General features: G+C 43.1%; 13 protein-coding genes and 1 other annotated feature. Of the genes, 3 read left to right on the top strand and 10 right to left on the bottom strand.

Going from position 1 to position 14,270, the window contains the following annotated elements; genetic code table 11:
- Positions 1–340 precede the first annotated feature (340 nt).
- The 9 genes from NSQ41_RS18075 to NSQ41_RS18115 form a co-directional block, all read right to left on the bottom strand.
- Complete coding sequence (locus tag NSQ41_RS18075) at positions 341–889, bottom strand: NAD(P)H-dependent oxidoreductase (protein WP_094244307.1); 549 nt, start codon at positions 887–889, stop codon at positions 341–343.
- 16 nt (positions 890–905) lie between these two features.
- On the bottom strand, positions 906–2,501 hold the full coding sequence (locus tag NSQ41_RS18080; RefSeq protein ID WP_339210572.1) for a nitrilase-related carbon-nitrogen hydrolase: 1,596 nt from the start codon (positions 2,499–2,501) through the stop codon (positions 906–908).
- Positions 2,502–2,505: 4 nt separating this feature from the next.
- Positions 2,506–3,474 (bottom strand): AIR synthase related protein, encoded by a 969-nt coding sequence (locus NSQ41_RS18085; protein WP_339210574.1) that lies wholly within the window; start codon positions 3,472–3,474, stop codon positions 2,506–2,508.
- The gene (locus NSQ41_RS18090) at positions 3,446–4,606 is read right to left on the bottom strand and encodes an MSMEG_0565 family glycosyltransferase (RefSeq protein WP_339210576.1); all 1,161 of its coding nucleotides are present in this window, start codon (positions 4,604–4,606) and stop codon (positions 3,446–3,448) included. The genes NSQ41_RS18085 and NSQ41_RS18090 overlap by 29 nt, the downstream gene beginning before the upstream one ends.
- A 51-nt stretch (positions 4,607–4,657) precedes the next feature.
- A complete protein-coding gene (locus NSQ41_RS18095) occupies positions 4,658–5,590 on the bottom strand; it encodes a methylenetetrahydrofolate reductase (RefSeq protein WP_339210579.1) in 933 nt (310 codons plus the stop codon).
- A gap of 32 nt (positions 5,591–5,622) precedes the next feature.
- Positions 5,623–6,135, bottom strand: coding sequence for an MSMEG_0572/Sll0783 family nitrogen starvation response protein (locus NSQ41_RS18100; protein WP_094244302.1), 513 nt, complete (start codon positions 6,133–6,135; stop codon positions 5,623–5,625).
- A gap of 65 nt (positions 6,136–6,200) precedes the next feature.
- Positions 6,201–7,172 (bottom strand): amidohydrolase family protein, encoded by a 972-nt coding sequence (locus NSQ41_RS18105; protein ID WP_232515587.1) that lies wholly within the window; start codon positions 7,170–7,172, stop codon positions 6,201–6,203.
- A complete protein-coding gene (locus NSQ41_RS18110; RefSeq protein ID WP_094244301.1) occupies positions 7,114–7,617 on the bottom strand; it encodes an MSMEG_0567/Sll0786 family nitrogen starvation N-acetyltransferase in 504 nt (167 codons plus the stop codon). The genes NSQ41_RS18105 and NSQ41_RS18110 overlap by 59 nt, the downstream gene beginning before the upstream one ends.
- Positions 7,617–8,762, bottom strand: coding sequence for an MSMEG_0568 family radical SAM protein (locus NSQ41_RS18115; protein WP_339210581.1), 1,146 nt, complete (start codon positions 8,760–8,762; stop codon positions 7,617–7,619). The genes NSQ41_RS18110 and NSQ41_RS18115 overlap by 1 nt, the downstream gene beginning before the upstream one ends.
- A 303-nt stretch (positions 8,763–9,065) precedes the next feature.
- On the opposite strand from NSQ41_RS18115, the gene NSQ41_RS18120 reads away from it, so the two are divergent.
- Positions 9,066–10,514: a PLP-dependent aminotransferase family protein gene (locus tag NSQ41_RS18120; RefSeq protein WP_339210583.1), complete on the top strand. Its 1,449-nt coding sequence runs from the start codon at positions 9,066–9,068 to the stop codon at positions 10,512–10,514.
- Between the two features lie 275 nt (positions 10,515–10,789).
- Here the strand turns inward: NSQ41_RS18120 and NSQ41_RS18125 are convergent, their stop codons facing one another.
- The gene (locus tag NSQ41_RS18125; protein WP_339211655.1) at positions 10,790–11,722 is read right to left on the bottom strand and encodes an Rpn family recombination-promoting nuclease/putative transposase; all 933 of its coding nucleotides are present in this window, start codon (positions 11,720–11,722) and stop codon (positions 10,790–10,792) included.
- Positions 11,723–12,432: 710 nt separating this feature from the next.
- Positions 12,433–12,728, top strand: a binding site (T-box leader).
- 56 nt (positions 12,729–12,784) lie between these two features.
- Between NSQ41_RS18125 and NSQ41_RS18130 the strand changes: the two genes are divergently transcribed.
- On the top strand, positions 12,785–13,654 hold the full coding sequence (locus NSQ41_RS18130; protein ID WP_339210584.1) for an S-adenosyl-l-methionine hydroxide adenosyltransferase family protein: 870 nt from the start codon (positions 12,785–12,787) through the stop codon (positions 13,652–13,654).
- Between the two features lie 30 nt (positions 13,655–13,684).
- A complete protein-coding gene (locus NSQ41_RS18135; protein ID WP_094244297.1) occupies positions 13,685–14,239 on the top strand; it encodes an ECF-type riboflavin transporter substrate-binding protein in 555 nt (184 codons plus the stop codon).
- Positions 14,240–14,270 lie beyond the last annotated feature (31 nt).

Consider the following 14,270-nt stretch of genomic DNA (forward strand, 5'->3'; position numbering starts at 1 on the left):
TTTCCGAGAGACTGTCAAGCGCTTCCCTCGAGAGAATCTTGTGGTCCTTAAGACATTTAGAAAAGAAGAAAAAGGAATCAAAGCCGTTTAGTCTTGATTCCTTCTGCTTAACCGATTTTACACTATCCTCGTAAAGCACTCCATTGAACCAAGAAGACAGCATTCCCGCACTGCCCATGTCGTCCAACCGAGATCAGCTGTACATCAGTAGATGTCACCGTGACTCAATTAAACACATATTGCTAGCAACATATTGATGATTCATAGCTCCATGAACGCGTAAAACAACCTTTGTTTTTTCTGCTGTTCCGGACTTATAAATTCCCCTTTAGTCCTTTCCTTATAATTTCCCCAATAGGGCTAACGCTTTGCTCATATGAACCACTTCTTTAGCCAAGTTCTCCATTCGCAATAATATTTCAGCATCGATGATCCCGTTGTTCTGATTAAAGTGGTCTGTATGAACATACACATAATCCGGGGCTATATACGCCCGAAAGTATCCAGCAATCGGTTTTAATTGATTTTCAATAACCAAGTAATGATGATACGTTCCCCCAGTAGCAATAAAACCGACTACCTTGTTCCGAAAGGAAGAGGGAGGAACCAAGTCAAACAGATTCTTTAACGCCCCGGATAAAGAGGCTTGGAAGATCGGTGTACCGATGATATAACTATCCGCACTACTTACCATATCAATAACTTTTTTCGTATCCCCCTCATATGTATTAGGATGGCGTCCATCACAAAATTGAACATCAAACTTTTTGAGATCTAGTATTTCCGTTTCGATTTGCGGATCATATCGGCGGGCTAGCTCGATGACTTTTTCCACCACAGCGAGAGTTTTTGAACCTGTAATCGTTCCTGATATACCAAGCAATTTCATTTTTCTCATCTCCTTTTCAGTCGGTTTTGTTAAGAACCAGCAGATCATATAACTCGTTTTTCAAACGTCTTAAAAAAGGTCTGCTCCGTGCTAAAGAAGTCATTTCCGGCGAAAAGATTCCATTAAGGACTTCTTCCCGATCCGGCTGCCCTTCGCAGTCCAGCTGACGATGCAGGAATATGAGGCTTCTGCCAGATTCACAAGGTTCAGCCACTGCCATAATGACATCATTTTCATGCGCCCAGATGCGCTGCATCCAAGAATGAAACATTTCTGCACCACTAGCCGAAACAGCAATGAGATCCGCCCCCTGTTTCGCCAAGATGCGGTACGATTCCGGAAATTCTGCATCTCCCCCCGTGAGAAGCCCGATTCTGGCAAACGGCAGCTCCAGCGTACAGAATCCTAAGCGTCCATATCCCCCATGTCCGAAAGCGTCCATATGGACTTGCTGATAGCTCCCAATGCAGCCTTCCGGTCCTAAAAGAAAGGCCGTTGGCACACGGTGCCCGTCTATATTTTGCAGAACCCCGGCAACAATATATATTCCATATTTGGAAGCTATGGAGTGAAGAGCACGCTGATAGAATTCGATACTGGTTTCCGTCCCTTCTGCTCCGGTGATGTCTATCTCAGGCAAAATGATTAACCGATGCTCAAGATCTTCGTTCTTGCGCGATTCCAACCTTTTCCTTACATTGGATATCCACTGTTCCATTGTTCCCCGATTCGAAAGCTGGGCTACGCAAACCTCGAAAGATACTTGCGGCGAAGCGGGGCGAGTCGATCCTTCCTTCCAAAGATATGGGTGCAGGAGCAAGTCGTGGTATTCTTTCGGCTGCCGCAACCCCAGTATTCTCTCTTTTTGGTCGTTATGAGGTTGATAAACGCCGTATACGATCCCATCTCCTGACAACTTCCAATCCTGAACCTCGCCATTAGGACTAATGACTGCACTCCCTCCCGTAAACTGTGCCCCGCGTTCCTGTCCCCAACGATTAGCAGCCACCCAACAAAGCCCATTTTCCATTGCTCGCAAAGACCAAGTTTTGCTCGGAGGATTATTGCTTTCCCCTACCCAATTCGTCGGAAAAGCAATAATATCAGCTCCTTTGAGTGCAGCAACTCTTGCTGGTTCAAAATACATTGCATCCATGCAAATCAGCATAGCTATATTCCCAATTTTGGTAGAAAATACAGGGATCCCTTCATTGCCTTCACGGGCCCATCGGGGGTCAACAGCAAAAAGATGCGTTTTCCGGTAGCGTCCAACCACTCCTTCGGGACCGATCAATACGGATGAATTGTAAAAAATTTCAGTAAATGGATCAATCTCTGGCAGCCCGATGACTAGATAGCAGGAATACTTTTTAGCAACGGCTTGGAAAAGTTCCGTTGTAGGGCCAGGGATCGATTCTACATAAGGAGCGATTTCTTGACGATTCTCAAAGATATACCCTGACGTGGCCATTTCAGGGAAAACAATCAATCTTGCCCCGTTTTCCGCTGCCTCTTCAGCCAACTCCAGCATACGATGCCGATTTCCCTCCAATTCGCCTATGCGTGATTCAAATTGAACGGCCGCCACTTTAACAGATTCTAACCTATTCATAATCCTAACCTCCGTAATCTCCTACCACTAATGATTCTTTAGACCAATCGAAAAGAACAGCTTCCTCCTCTTCCGAATGAAGGGTAATGCGGGGAGTCGCTGTTAATTCGCCAATAACTCTCGCAGTAATCTGTTCTTTCTGGAAAAGTGCCTGAACTTCGCCCGTTTGCTCAGGATCAACGGCCAAAATGAATCCGTATCCAGGAAACATTTTTATCCATTTAAAAAAATCTACATTATACGGTTTAGGTATGCTGTTCAGAACAACCCTCACACCGCATCCTGAAGTTTCAGCCAACATCGCTAATGTTCCAATAAGCCCTGCGTTGCTGATATCACGGGCGGCAGTAGCCAACTGAAGTTCAGCAATCATTGGCAAAACAGCCAGCTTTCTTTGGAGATCTTGCGGCGTGCGGAAGCTCGTGCTGTCCCATTGCAAATAATTCTTAAACTGACGGCCTTCCAGATCGACCGCAACCATCAGCCATTGACCAGGCCGTCCTTGAAAACAACGTAATAGATGAGTGGCTCTCCCTACCATGGCCGTCGCCACTCCTGCTGTTTCCTCCGGCAAATAGTGCCCACCGACCATAGGAACCCCAAACTTCCGGCAAGCCTCAGCCATACCCAGCGCAATCGTTTCTGACATTTTATCATTGGGCGCACTCAACAAATTGACTGCAGCAGTCGGCTTCCCTCCCATGGCATAAATATCATTAACGCTCACCAAGACGGAGCAATAACCGGCCCAAAAAGGTTCATCTGCTGCCAACTGTGGATAAATGGCATCACATGACAGAAGGAGATACTCGTTTTCCATGACCAGAATCGCTGCATCATCTCCAATCGGATCCAAGGTAGAACCGAAATTCCATACATTTTGGAATGCTTTCAACGGCGATTGGATCGCCTTTTTTCGAGTTACACCTATGAACGATTGCAATTCACGAACTAGGGAGTGCAGCGTACCCACGATTCATCATCCTCCTGTAAAGCTTCATATGCTCTTTAGCAGCAGCCATCCATGTATATTGTCTAGCCGTTGCCTTTCCGTTCAAAACAAGCATTTCGGCAAGTTCTTTTTCTTTAACTGCGCGGATCATCCGCCGGGCAACGGCCTCATCATTTTCAGGATTTGCCAATAATGCATTAAGAGAATCAACTAAATACTCTTGAAATACCGGGATATCTGAGGCTACGACCGGAACACCGACAGCCATAGCTTCAAGAATTGCCAATCCCCATCCTTCCTTGATGGAAGGTTGGACGAAACAATCGGCAATGTGGTAAAGGTTACATAACGTTTGATTATCTACGGACCCTACAATTCGTACCCCTTCCTGAACATAGGATGGCAAGCGGCTCAATTCTTCAAAAAAAGACGTCCTATAATGCTGGTAATCAAACAGTGTATCCCCGCCAACAATAAGAAGCACACTTTCTGGAACAACTTCTTTTACCCTTGCATAGGCGCGCAAGAGTCCCACAGTGTTTTTCCTTGGTTCGATCCCACCGATTGTCAGAAAAACCGTATTTCCCCTTAACTTATACTGATCACGTATGAGTGTCCTGTTTCCCGTTTCTTGAAAAAAACGTTGCTCAACGCCGTTATAAATAACCTGTGAAGTCCGTTCATATATAGATTCCAAACGATCTTGCCAATAACGGCTGACCGTAATTAAAGCATCTGGTTCGGTAACCGAACGGTTTTGGCACTGAACCAAAACTGGACTCATAAAATCGTCTAAATGATGAACAGTTCGGCAGAAGAAGGGGATGAGCCCCTTCTCTCTCAGTTGAAACAAACTGTTTGCACTGATACAATCCTGTGCATGATGGATATCAAAAGCATTGAGCTGCTCCTCTTCAAGCGCCGCCACGTACGTATCAATATACCGAAGAATGCGGGACTCAAATTCTTCTTCGGAACGGGAAGAAAAGGGGATGAGTTTGACAGCGGTTTTTACGGGGCGGAAGAAACTCGAGCCATTTTGTGACAAAGAATAGATTACCACTTCATTTCCCGCATTCTCCAGCGCTTCAGCCAAAGCCAATGTATGGACGACACCGCCTCTCGGTTTCGTCGAATAAGTATAGAGTGCCACCTTCAATCGATCTCACCTTCCAAACAGCCAAATTGACCCACTACTTATCTTTTAGGACGCGTATTCTTCTACTTTTTCCTGTTTGCGATTCATTAACCCGGCCTCTTTCACAATCGAGCTTACATAACGATCCATGCCCCCAAGCGGCCGGATATGAATTCCCCTTATTCCATCGATAGTTCGAAGTTTGTGAATCAACTCCACCACCATCTTCATTCCTTCATCAGGCGAATCTGCCTCTTTGATTCGCTTAATGATCTTATCCGGTATCGCAATACCCGGAATTTTTAACACTGCATCCACATGGTCCGCATCCCTTAACGGCAAGATACTAGCCATAATATATGAACGTTCGTGCAGACCCCGTCGGCGTGCTTCCTCCATCCACTCCTCCAACAGTTCAATATCGAATACCAACTGTGTACGAACAAAATTCGCTCCGGCATCTATTTTAGCTTCTAAACGGTCGATCAATTCCTTAACTGGTTTGCCGGCGATGTTTTCAACGACTCCAATGGTCATCTCCGGCGCTTCTTCCATCACTGTATTGTCAAACAGCTTTCCTTCATCTACAAAGCGGCGTACATACCGAACGAGTTCCATCGTCTCCAGATCATAAACTTCTTTAGCGTTCGGCTCTGTTCCAATCTTTGCTGGATAGCCTCCCAAAATTGTGATATTTTTGACACCTAAAGCTGCAAGTCCCATCAGATCGCTTTGAATCCCCATCCGGTTGCGGTCACGCAGATTAATTTGAACAATCGGCTCCATCCCTACCTGGCGGATAAAAAAGGCGCCGACAACAGGCGTTAGCCGGGCGATGGCCAGCAAATTATCACTAAGATCCACTGCATCCACATAACCTCTTGCTCTAACAGCTTGCTCAACAAGCGGACTAGGATTCCAACTTCTTGGCGGCACCATTTCGGACGTAACAGTGAAATCATTTGCCGAAACCAATCTATTTCCTATATATATAGACATAGGTATTCAACTCCCTCTTCTCTTCATAATCATTAGATCTGGAATGTGCTTAAAATAAATGCTCCGGCTCGATGATACTCAATAAGACAGTCTTGAAGATCCAACGGGTGAACAGGTATAGTGCCTTCAATCAGATCCTCTTCCCGAATACCGTGAAGACTTAATCCAAAACGGCAAACATAAACTTTTCCCCCTTCTTTGATAAACGTGGCCAAGCTTTCATTAATATTTAACATTCCTCCGAAAGCCGATTTGCCGACTGTCGGAAACCCCCGGGTAGCTGTAGCGTTAATGGCTCCAGTTCCATATAAATAAATAGCTGTTTCAAATCCTTTGCGCTGGGCGCGAATGGCTTGCAAGATTGCCACATAAGATAAGGAAGATTCATGGGCAATGCCGTGCACTAAAACCAAAAACTTCTCTCCGGGATTTGCTTTGTAGTCAGGGAAGACTTTAGTATCTCCATACAATTTCGTTCCTTCCGGTAAACTTGGATGCGGAATTTCATTCATGGATTTCAATTCGTTTTCATTTAAATTTGCCATTTTTCATAACCCCCTAAAAAATCATTTTTTTGAAAAAATACTTTATAGTGAAAGAGCATTCGCTCTTAGACCAACTTGCTAAAATATTGTTCTTCAGCGTTTGCCCAAAAAACGCGTTCTTTAATTTCATCGGAGATTGGGGCGCCTTGAATTTTCCAAAACTCACCTTCATAATCGCTCCAAGGCTCATCACAGCCGAATAAAAAGCGATCAACACCTATTCCAGTTTGATCTATTTCCTTCAATAGCTTACGTACGGCAAAGCCGATCGCCCAGCTAGAATCTACATAGACTTGGTACCCGCCTTCAATGAGATCTCTCCATTGGGAAATTAGCCGAATATGTCCGCTCACACCTCCACCCATGTGAACTAGATGGATTTTAAGATCTTTTCCGTAACGTTTGATCAGTTCAAAATAATTCGTGATATCTGAATTTCCTCCCGGACTTGTATGAAAATGAATCGGAATATTTCTTTCTCTGGCCTCGCGGAAAATCTTCTCATGGAGTTTCATTGTTGCTTCATCCCATTTTCTTGGGTCAGGAGTTCCTCCCAGCAAGTAGCTCATCTTCAGGCCGCGAATGCCCGGTTCATCCAGCATAGTTAAGGCTTTTTCCGTTAATTCACGGTTCTGCGGCAATCCGGATACCCATAATGCACCGGCAACCCGGCCCCCACCTTCCCTGCACAGTTGAACAACTAATTCATTAAGCTTAAAAGGCTGTTCTTGAACAGGAATCCCGTAATTAGGAATGATGAGACATTTCTCCATCCCCCTGCATTCCATAAATCGGGTCAATTCTTCAGAAGTTGCCGGTCCGGGATCCGCAGGCGAAATCGGTTCTTCGGATTCATAGAAGGGCCACGGATCTAAAACACCGACATGATTGTGGGCGCTATAAACTTTTCGTCCAAACCCCATTGTCAAAGGCTTTTCTTCCTGCAAGCTATACTTGGTCTCCCGGTCGCTTGGCAAACTATGGTTCAACTGCTTGCCACCGCTGCCCAGCGGATTGCAATGGTGCATGACACACATTAAAATCTACCTCCATAATTTGATGCGGGTGCCCATTGAAAACAAACGTTTCTCCTACAGGCTCCCATCCTAATTTTTTGAACAATTCAATATTTTGAAGTTGAACAGATGCTAAAAAGCGACTGGCCTGTTGATTCTTGACAGTTTCAACAGCAGCCCGAATCAAGTAGACTCCAATCCCTCTCGTCCGGTAATCCGGGTGCACTGCAAGCCTCCCTCCCCACCATACATTTGGCTTCTCCTTATCGCGATAACATCGAACCGTTCCTATGAGAACATCTTTCCTTCGTGACCAAGCATTTAAATATATAGCCCCATGGTCATATTCATCCAAGTCATTTTCTTCAAACATGCGCTGTTCTTCCACAAATACCATGCGTCGTAACTCTAAAGCTTTTTGAATTTCTTCTTCGCTTTCAGCTACTCTAATCTCGCAAAATTTCATTATTTCCCTCCTCGTCCTTTATTTGATTTTTCAAATAATGGAAGAGCGGAACAAGCACCGCATTTCGCGCATCCAGCCATGCTGTATTCAGAAGATAAATTCTCTTCCTGCAGTACAGAGGCCACACGACGGTAAACTTCAAGCATCAAATCACCTGAAGGGGGAGCCGCATTTTCCAGCTCCGTTCCACGAAGTGGGCGAAGCGGAACAACGAACGGATAGACGCCTAACTTGGCTGCCCTTCGGCAACCTTCTACCGTTTTTTCCAAGTCCTCTCCAAGCCCGATAATGACATACGTACTTACTTGATTTCTGCCGAAGACAGACACCGCTTTTTCAAATGCTTGGAAATACACTTCAAGCGAAATCTGAGACTTGGACGGCATGACCTTTTTTCGAACTTCTTCATCAAACGACTCTACATGGAGGCCAATTGAATTGGCGCCGGCATCTTTTAATACTTGATACAATGAATCATCATTCGGAGGCTCGCATTGAACTTGAATGGGGAGCTGGCTCACTTTGCGGATGCTTCTTATGCATTCAGCCAAATACAGAGCTCCCCTGTCAGTTTCGTTAGGTGTGCCTGTCGTTAATGTAATGTGTTTAATTCCATCAAGCTCTTCCGCTGCTTTAACCACTTCGGCAAGCTGCTCCGGTTTTTTTTGCGCAATGGTTGTTCCCCGCTGCAGAGAATGGCCAATAGCACAAAATTTGCATCGTTTATCCGGTGCCCAGCGTATACAGCTTTGAATGACGGTGCTTGCTAGGACATCAGCTCCGTGAAGGACGGCAATTTTGTTATAAGGAATTCCATCCTTTGTACTTAATTCATAAAACTTAGGCCGACGAACAGTTTCCAGCAAAGTGAACGGCAAAGGTTTTCCTTCATATTGAAGTAACAGACCGGAGGATCCTTGAGCTAAAGAATAAGGAGAGTTCTCTGCCGGACCATTTAGCGTTGGGATCATGACAGCCTGTCCCTGGATCAGAAAAGCCTGATCATCTGTCGGTCCTGCTCCCCCTTTTCTGCCTCCTTTTGTAAGTCCCTCAGTGCGCAACCCTTTATTCTGAAGGTCTACCAGCAAGGATTTCAAGTTAGCGTCAGGCGAGTCTTCCTGTTTCAAATATTCACTTGAATTCATACCATTCCTCCTATTAATCTAACTTTTTGTTATATTTTGTTACTCATTATGTTATTAATATTTACACAAATTATAATAATGTATAATAACAGATATGTAACGAGCCATTTTTTCTCTTTTTTTACCGACCAATATTGAATTAACAATTAAATATGTGACTTTTCCTAACAAATAAATTAAAATTTTTTTATTTAAATCCTAAAATTTTTAGAAAAGGAGATTGCAATCGTTGTTAGTTACCTATTGCTCTTCTAATTATTTTGTTAGATTTTTATTAATTTTCTATGCTGGGAGGGATACAAAATGGAATGGAAACCAGATAGAACAAGCGAAATCCCGTTATATAAGCAAATTGCTAATTATTTGGAGTCCAGAATCTTAAACGGTGAGTTTCCACCGGGGAGCCGTTTGCCCTCCGAACGTTATTTAGCAAATCAATGGAAGGTTAACAGAAGTACGGTCAACAACGCTTTCGAGGAACTACGATCCGCAGGACTAGTACATCGCATAGTAGGACACGGTACAGAAGTAAACCGAGATATCCCGGGAAGCGGGACAAAACAATTTCCTAATTGGGATATGTTTGTAAAACAAGGCTACTATTCACCAAATAACCCGCTAAATCAAAAAATTTATCGGTTTATTCGAACGGATGAGCAAATTATTAATTTTGCTATTGGAGAATTAAGCTCTGATTTACAACCTATAAAATTGATGCAAGATATTAATAGCTCCATAGAATTGTGCAACGATTTAGGGTATGAACACATTCAAGGCAATACTACACTGCGCGAAACCATTTCCGAGCATATGAAAACTTATCGAAATATCGAATCTACTCCTTCTTCCATTTTGATTACATCCGGAGCCCAGCAGGCCATTCATCTCATTATTCGAGGTTTACTTAAACCTGGAGACGCAGTTGCCATTGAAGATCCTTCGTATGCCTATTCGCTCCCGATTTTCCATTCTGAAGGATTAAATACCCATCTATTACCCGTACAAAATGGAGGAATTGACCCAGATCAAATCGTCGCACTGCACAAAAAACACCGCCTCAAAATGTTGTTCCTGAATCCCACTTACCAAAATCCTACAGGAGCGACACTTGATCTTGAAAAAAGGCGTAGAATTCTTGAAATATGCTCAAAATTTGGTATAGCCATTGTAGAAGACGATCCGTACAGTATCACCGGTTATGATGGTGCAAGTATCGATAGTATGAAATCTATGGATAAAGACGGTTTTGTTCTCTATATTAGTTCATTGACTAAAATTATCGCTTCAGGCCTTCGCATCGGTTGGATTTTGGGACCGCAAACCGTTATTAACCATTTAGCTGACGTCAAGCAGCAATTTGATTTCAGCCATCCTAGTCTTCCGCAATTAATTGCCGCAAAGTTGTTAAGCTCCAAACATTTTGATGAACACATTATGCGTTTGAGGGAAGGACTGAAAATAAAGAGGAATTTGACGGTGCGTTCCCTAAACAATGAACTGAATGGGATAATCAGCTTTTTTGTCCCAAAAGGAGGCATACATTTATGGTGTAAATTAAATGACGAGGAGATAGATGAAAACCTGCTATTCAAAGAGGCCCTAAAGAATGGGGTTGTTTTTGCACCGGGAAGCACATTAGGATCGGATCATAAATATATACGTTTTACCTACGGCCGAGTAGAAACAAAATCCATTCCTGAGGGAATTCGACGGTTTGCACAATCGCTAAAGTCTTTGATACCAACATGCTGAGTGACCAGCATGGTTTCTATTGAATAATACCCGTAGCTCAAAAATTAGGGGATATAAAATAGCTCTTGCATGGAATAGTCCTTTAAAAGGAAAGTGAGATCCTTCAGTTCCATGCAAGCGCACTTTCATTTTTTTCGCCTACCGAGTGCTACATCTATTTTTTTCAATGGAGCAGCAAAGCCTTATTGAGGGGCAGGTTTTCTAACGTTTCCACTACTTCTTCGGATGAATAAGCCTAAACCACTGCCAAACGGCTTCGACAAATGACAGGCAATCTATTTCAACCACTTTCGCACTTCCTCTTCCGCAAGTCCAGTGAGATCGGCAATATCTTTCGCTGCCATTCCTTTCGCCGACATATGCTGGATCAAATTCTTCCGTTCTTCCTCCCGACCTTGCTTTAGCCCTTGTTTCAACCCTTTTTCCAACCCTTCCTCCATCCCCGCACGCCGCTCGCCAAGAAGATTGGACAATTGATCCCGCAGCCATTTCAGCCGCATTTCATACGCGTAGCGATTTTCCGAACTGACGCTTAGCTTCTCCCACTCTTCCAATGCTTCGCGAATTTCTTGCTCGTTCATCGCCAACACCTCCAGTTCCTTGAGAATCGTCTCATCAATCTCTTGTTTCCGGGCATCCACCGCTGACAGCATCATTAACCAGGGCCACTCCGAAGATCGCTTCACATCACGTCTATATTTCTTCCATTTTACCATAAATTGTGATAAATCAATGGCGTGAAATTCAAGATGCGCGCTCCAAAGAAATTGTTCTTCATCTTCGCGGATATGAAAGATGGTGTGAAACCGATCGGTTTCATGCGGAAAGAGCGGGTAGTTGAGAATTGCAATCATAATGGTGGGAGGAAGTTCGCTGTACCCTTGGCCTTTGAAGAGCGACTGGGAAAAGAGCCTCGCCCAGTAATACAAAATCCGCTCCGGCATATCGTGCTGGTCAATGATTTGAATTTCCACGTTAATCCGCTCGCCTCGGTCGGTCCACACGAGCACGTCAAGCCGATTCATTTTCCCTTCTTCGAACTCTTTTGCCAGCTCTGTGTTATCAAACTGCACATCGATGATACGATCATGGCCTGTCCGATGCAAAACCGCATTCAAAAAAGCGATTGTAAGCTGCTTTCGGCTCGGATGGCCGAACAATTGTTTAAACATAAAGTCCAGTTTTAAATCGAGGTATTCCTTCATAATGGGAATCATCCTTTCGAGGAGAATTTGGAGGGGAGTAGAGATTTATCTAAAGAAAAGCTGAAGTTATTTGCAGATTTTTCAGATAAAAGAAAGTGCATCGCCTTACAAAACGCACTTCTTGACAAATCTCAACCAGCAGACGTTCTAATGAAAACTTTGTCACCATATACATTCAGAACGTATGTTCTGATAATGTTATTGTAATACACCTTATCTTATCTTTCAATCACCAATGATTCGACAAATTTTGCACAGAGCCAAAAACTATACCAAGTTCCTCCTTCCTTAGAAATAGATCCTAGTTGTCTTCCAAAAAACAAGAACATGAGTAATCCTTCCTCATTTCCCTTAGGTTACCATTTTAATTAGCAAAGTGCCGGTGTGTTTAATCCTGCCGTGGTGACCGTCGGGAAAGGAGATAACCGTCAGTATACCGAAGCATATCTGCGTTTTTAAGCCCACTACGGGTGAAGTACAGCCGTGCAAAAGGTTGTTCACTATCCGAACCAAATTTGTTCCACATACGCACAAACATATTTTTCATTCGACCTAAATCTTTTCCACATCAGACCTAAAAAAGTTCCACATCAAGCCTAATATCCAGCACTCCACACCAAATCCCCGCCACATTCCATACTTTTCGTATTCCAACGCTTGACATGTTCGCGGCGGTGATTATAATTAATTAAAAAATTGTTAATAATTTTCTTACAATGACTATGAAAAGGAAAAGTAAGGTTCAGTTATCTTTCACAGAGAGCTTCGGTAGCTGAGAAGAAGCAAAAATACGAACCCGAACAATGGCCTCTGAGTTGCGTGCTGAAAGTATTATTTTCGTGTTTTATCCCAACAAAGCACGAAGGTACGAGTAGGTTCCGCCGAGTTTGGTACTCGTTACAAATACCACAGTATGAAGGGATTAAGCCCGTAGTACTGGCAGAGGCTGTTTTGTGCGAGCAAACAGTGAAGTAAGGTGGTACCACGTGAGCAAAACCACGTCCTTATCTATATAGATAAAGACGTGGTTTTTTTTATAAAACAACAATGTATGGGGGAAAATTTATGAATCGTTTTTTAGTTATTCAAACTGATTTTGGATTAAGCGATGGAGCTGTCAGTGCAATGTATGGAGTCGCTTTGAATGTTAATCCCAGCCTGAGGATTTTTGATTTGACCCACGATATTCCCCAATATAATATTTGGGAAGCGTCTTATAGGCTGTACCAAACGATATCGTATTGGCCAAAGGAGACGGTATTTATTTCTGTTGTTGATCCGGGTGTCGGTTCAGAACGGAGAAGCATTGTTGTGAAGACAAAATCAAACCAATATATTGTGACACCCGACAATGGAACGATCACACATATTAAGAAGTATATTGGGATCGAAGAAGCAAGGCTGATCGATGAAAAGGTAAACCGGCTGCCAAATTCCGGCCATTCTTATACCTTCCACGGACGTGATGTTTACGCTTATACCGGCGCACGGCTTGCATCCGAAGTGATTACGTTTGAACAGGTGGGGCCGGAAATTCCAATCGATTCGCTAATTGAACTGCCAGTTTTAGAAGCCTATATTCAAAATGGTGCGATTAAAGGGAATATTGATATACTTGATGTCCGCTTTGGAAACTTATGGACCAATATTGATCGCAGCTTGTTTCAGAAGTTAGACGTAGATTACGGAGATTCTTTTGAAGTAACGATTGAAAATGAAACAAGACAAGTATATAAAAATATTATGACGTTTGGCAGATCATTTGCGGATAGTCATTTGGGCGAGCCTTTGCTTTACGTCAATTCGCTCGACAAAATCGGTGTGGCAATCAATCAAGGATCATTTGCGAAGGCCTACCATATTGAAGCAGGTGCCAAATGGAAAATCACTATCTGCAAAGTACCGAATTTCGTATATAATGGAAATTCAATATAATCATAAAAATGAAAAAAGGAGAGGAAGTTCATGAAAGAAAACAATTTATCGATCAAAACAATCGTAGCAATCGGAATTGGAGCAGCTGTCTTTGTTATTCTGGGAAGATTTGCGTCCATTCCAACAGGGATACCAAATTCCAATATTGAAACAACTTATGCATTTTTAGCACTTATGTCAATTATTTTTGGGCCTGTCGCAGGCGGTTTCATCGGACTTATCGGTCATGCGTTAAAAGACTTAATATTTTATGGATCTATTTGGTGGAGTTGGGTTGTTGTCAGCTTGCTTGTCGGATTTTTAATTGGTCTGGCTTCCAAAAGCATCGATATCGAATCTGGTGAATTCGGCACTAAAAAAATTATTACATTTAATATTGTTCAGGTGATTGTTCAAGCAATCGGCTGGTTCCTTGTCGCACCTTCTCTTGATATACTGATTTATGCTGAGCCAGCAAATAAAGTCTTCCTGCAAGGATTAGTTGTTGGAATTTCCAATATGGTAACAGTTGCCGTCATTGGAACACTTCTTCTTTTACTCTATGCAAAAACACGCAGTCAAAAAGGAAGTCTTGATAAAGAATAAAAGCACATTGTGAGTTTTGACAACATATTTA

The organism is Aeribacillus sp. FSL K6-8210, assembly GCF_037963925.1.
GTDB lineage: Bacteria > Bacillota > Bacilli > Bacillales > Aeribacillaceae > Aeribacillus > Aeribacillus composti.

What these genes read in the sequence shown, in the direction of transcription:
- NSQ41_RS18075 (WP_094244307.1), bottom strand. Translation starts at nt 889, where the DNA reads ATGAAATTGCTTGGTATATCAGGAACGATTACAGGTTCAAAAACTCTC.
- NSQ41_RS18080 (WP_339210572.1), bottom strand. Translation starts at nt 2,501, where the DNA reads ATGAATAGGTTAGAATCTGTTAAAGTGGCGGCCGTTCAATTTGAATCA.
- NSQ41_RS18095 (WP_339210579.1), bottom strand. Translation starts at nt 5,590, where the DNA reads ATGTCTATATATATAGGAAATAGATTGGTTTCGGCAAATGATTTCACT.
- NSQ41_RS18100 (WP_094244302.1), bottom strand. Translation starts at nt 6,135, where the DNA reads ATGGCAAATTTAAATGAAAACGAATTGAAATCCATGAATGAAATTCCG.
- NSQ41_RS18105 (WP_232515587.1), bottom strand. Translation starts at nt 7,172, where the DNA reads ATGTGTGTCATGCACCATTGCAATCCGCTGGGCAGCGGTGGCAAGCAG.
- NSQ41_RS18110 (WP_094244301.1), bottom strand. Translation starts at nt 7,617, where the DNA reads ATGAAATTTTGCGAGATTAGAGTAGCTGAAAGCGAAGAAGAAATTCAA.
- NSQ41_RS18115 (WP_339210581.1), bottom strand. Translation starts at nt 8,762, where the DNA reads ATGAATTCAAGTGAATATTTGAAACAGGAAGACTCGCCTGACGCTAAC.
- NSQ41_RS18120 (WP_339210583.1), top strand. Translation starts at nt 9,066, where the DNA reads ATGGAATGGAAACCAGATAGAACAAGCGAAATCCCGTTATATAAGCAA.
- NSQ41_RS18130 (WP_339210584.1), top strand. Translation starts at nt 12,785, where the DNA reads ATGAATCGTTTTTTAGTTATTCAAACTGATTTTGGATTAAGCGATGGA.
- NSQ41_RS18135 (WP_094244297.1), top strand. Translation starts at nt 13,685, where the DNA reads ATGAAAGAAAACAATTTATCGATCAAAACAATCGTAGCAATCGGAATT.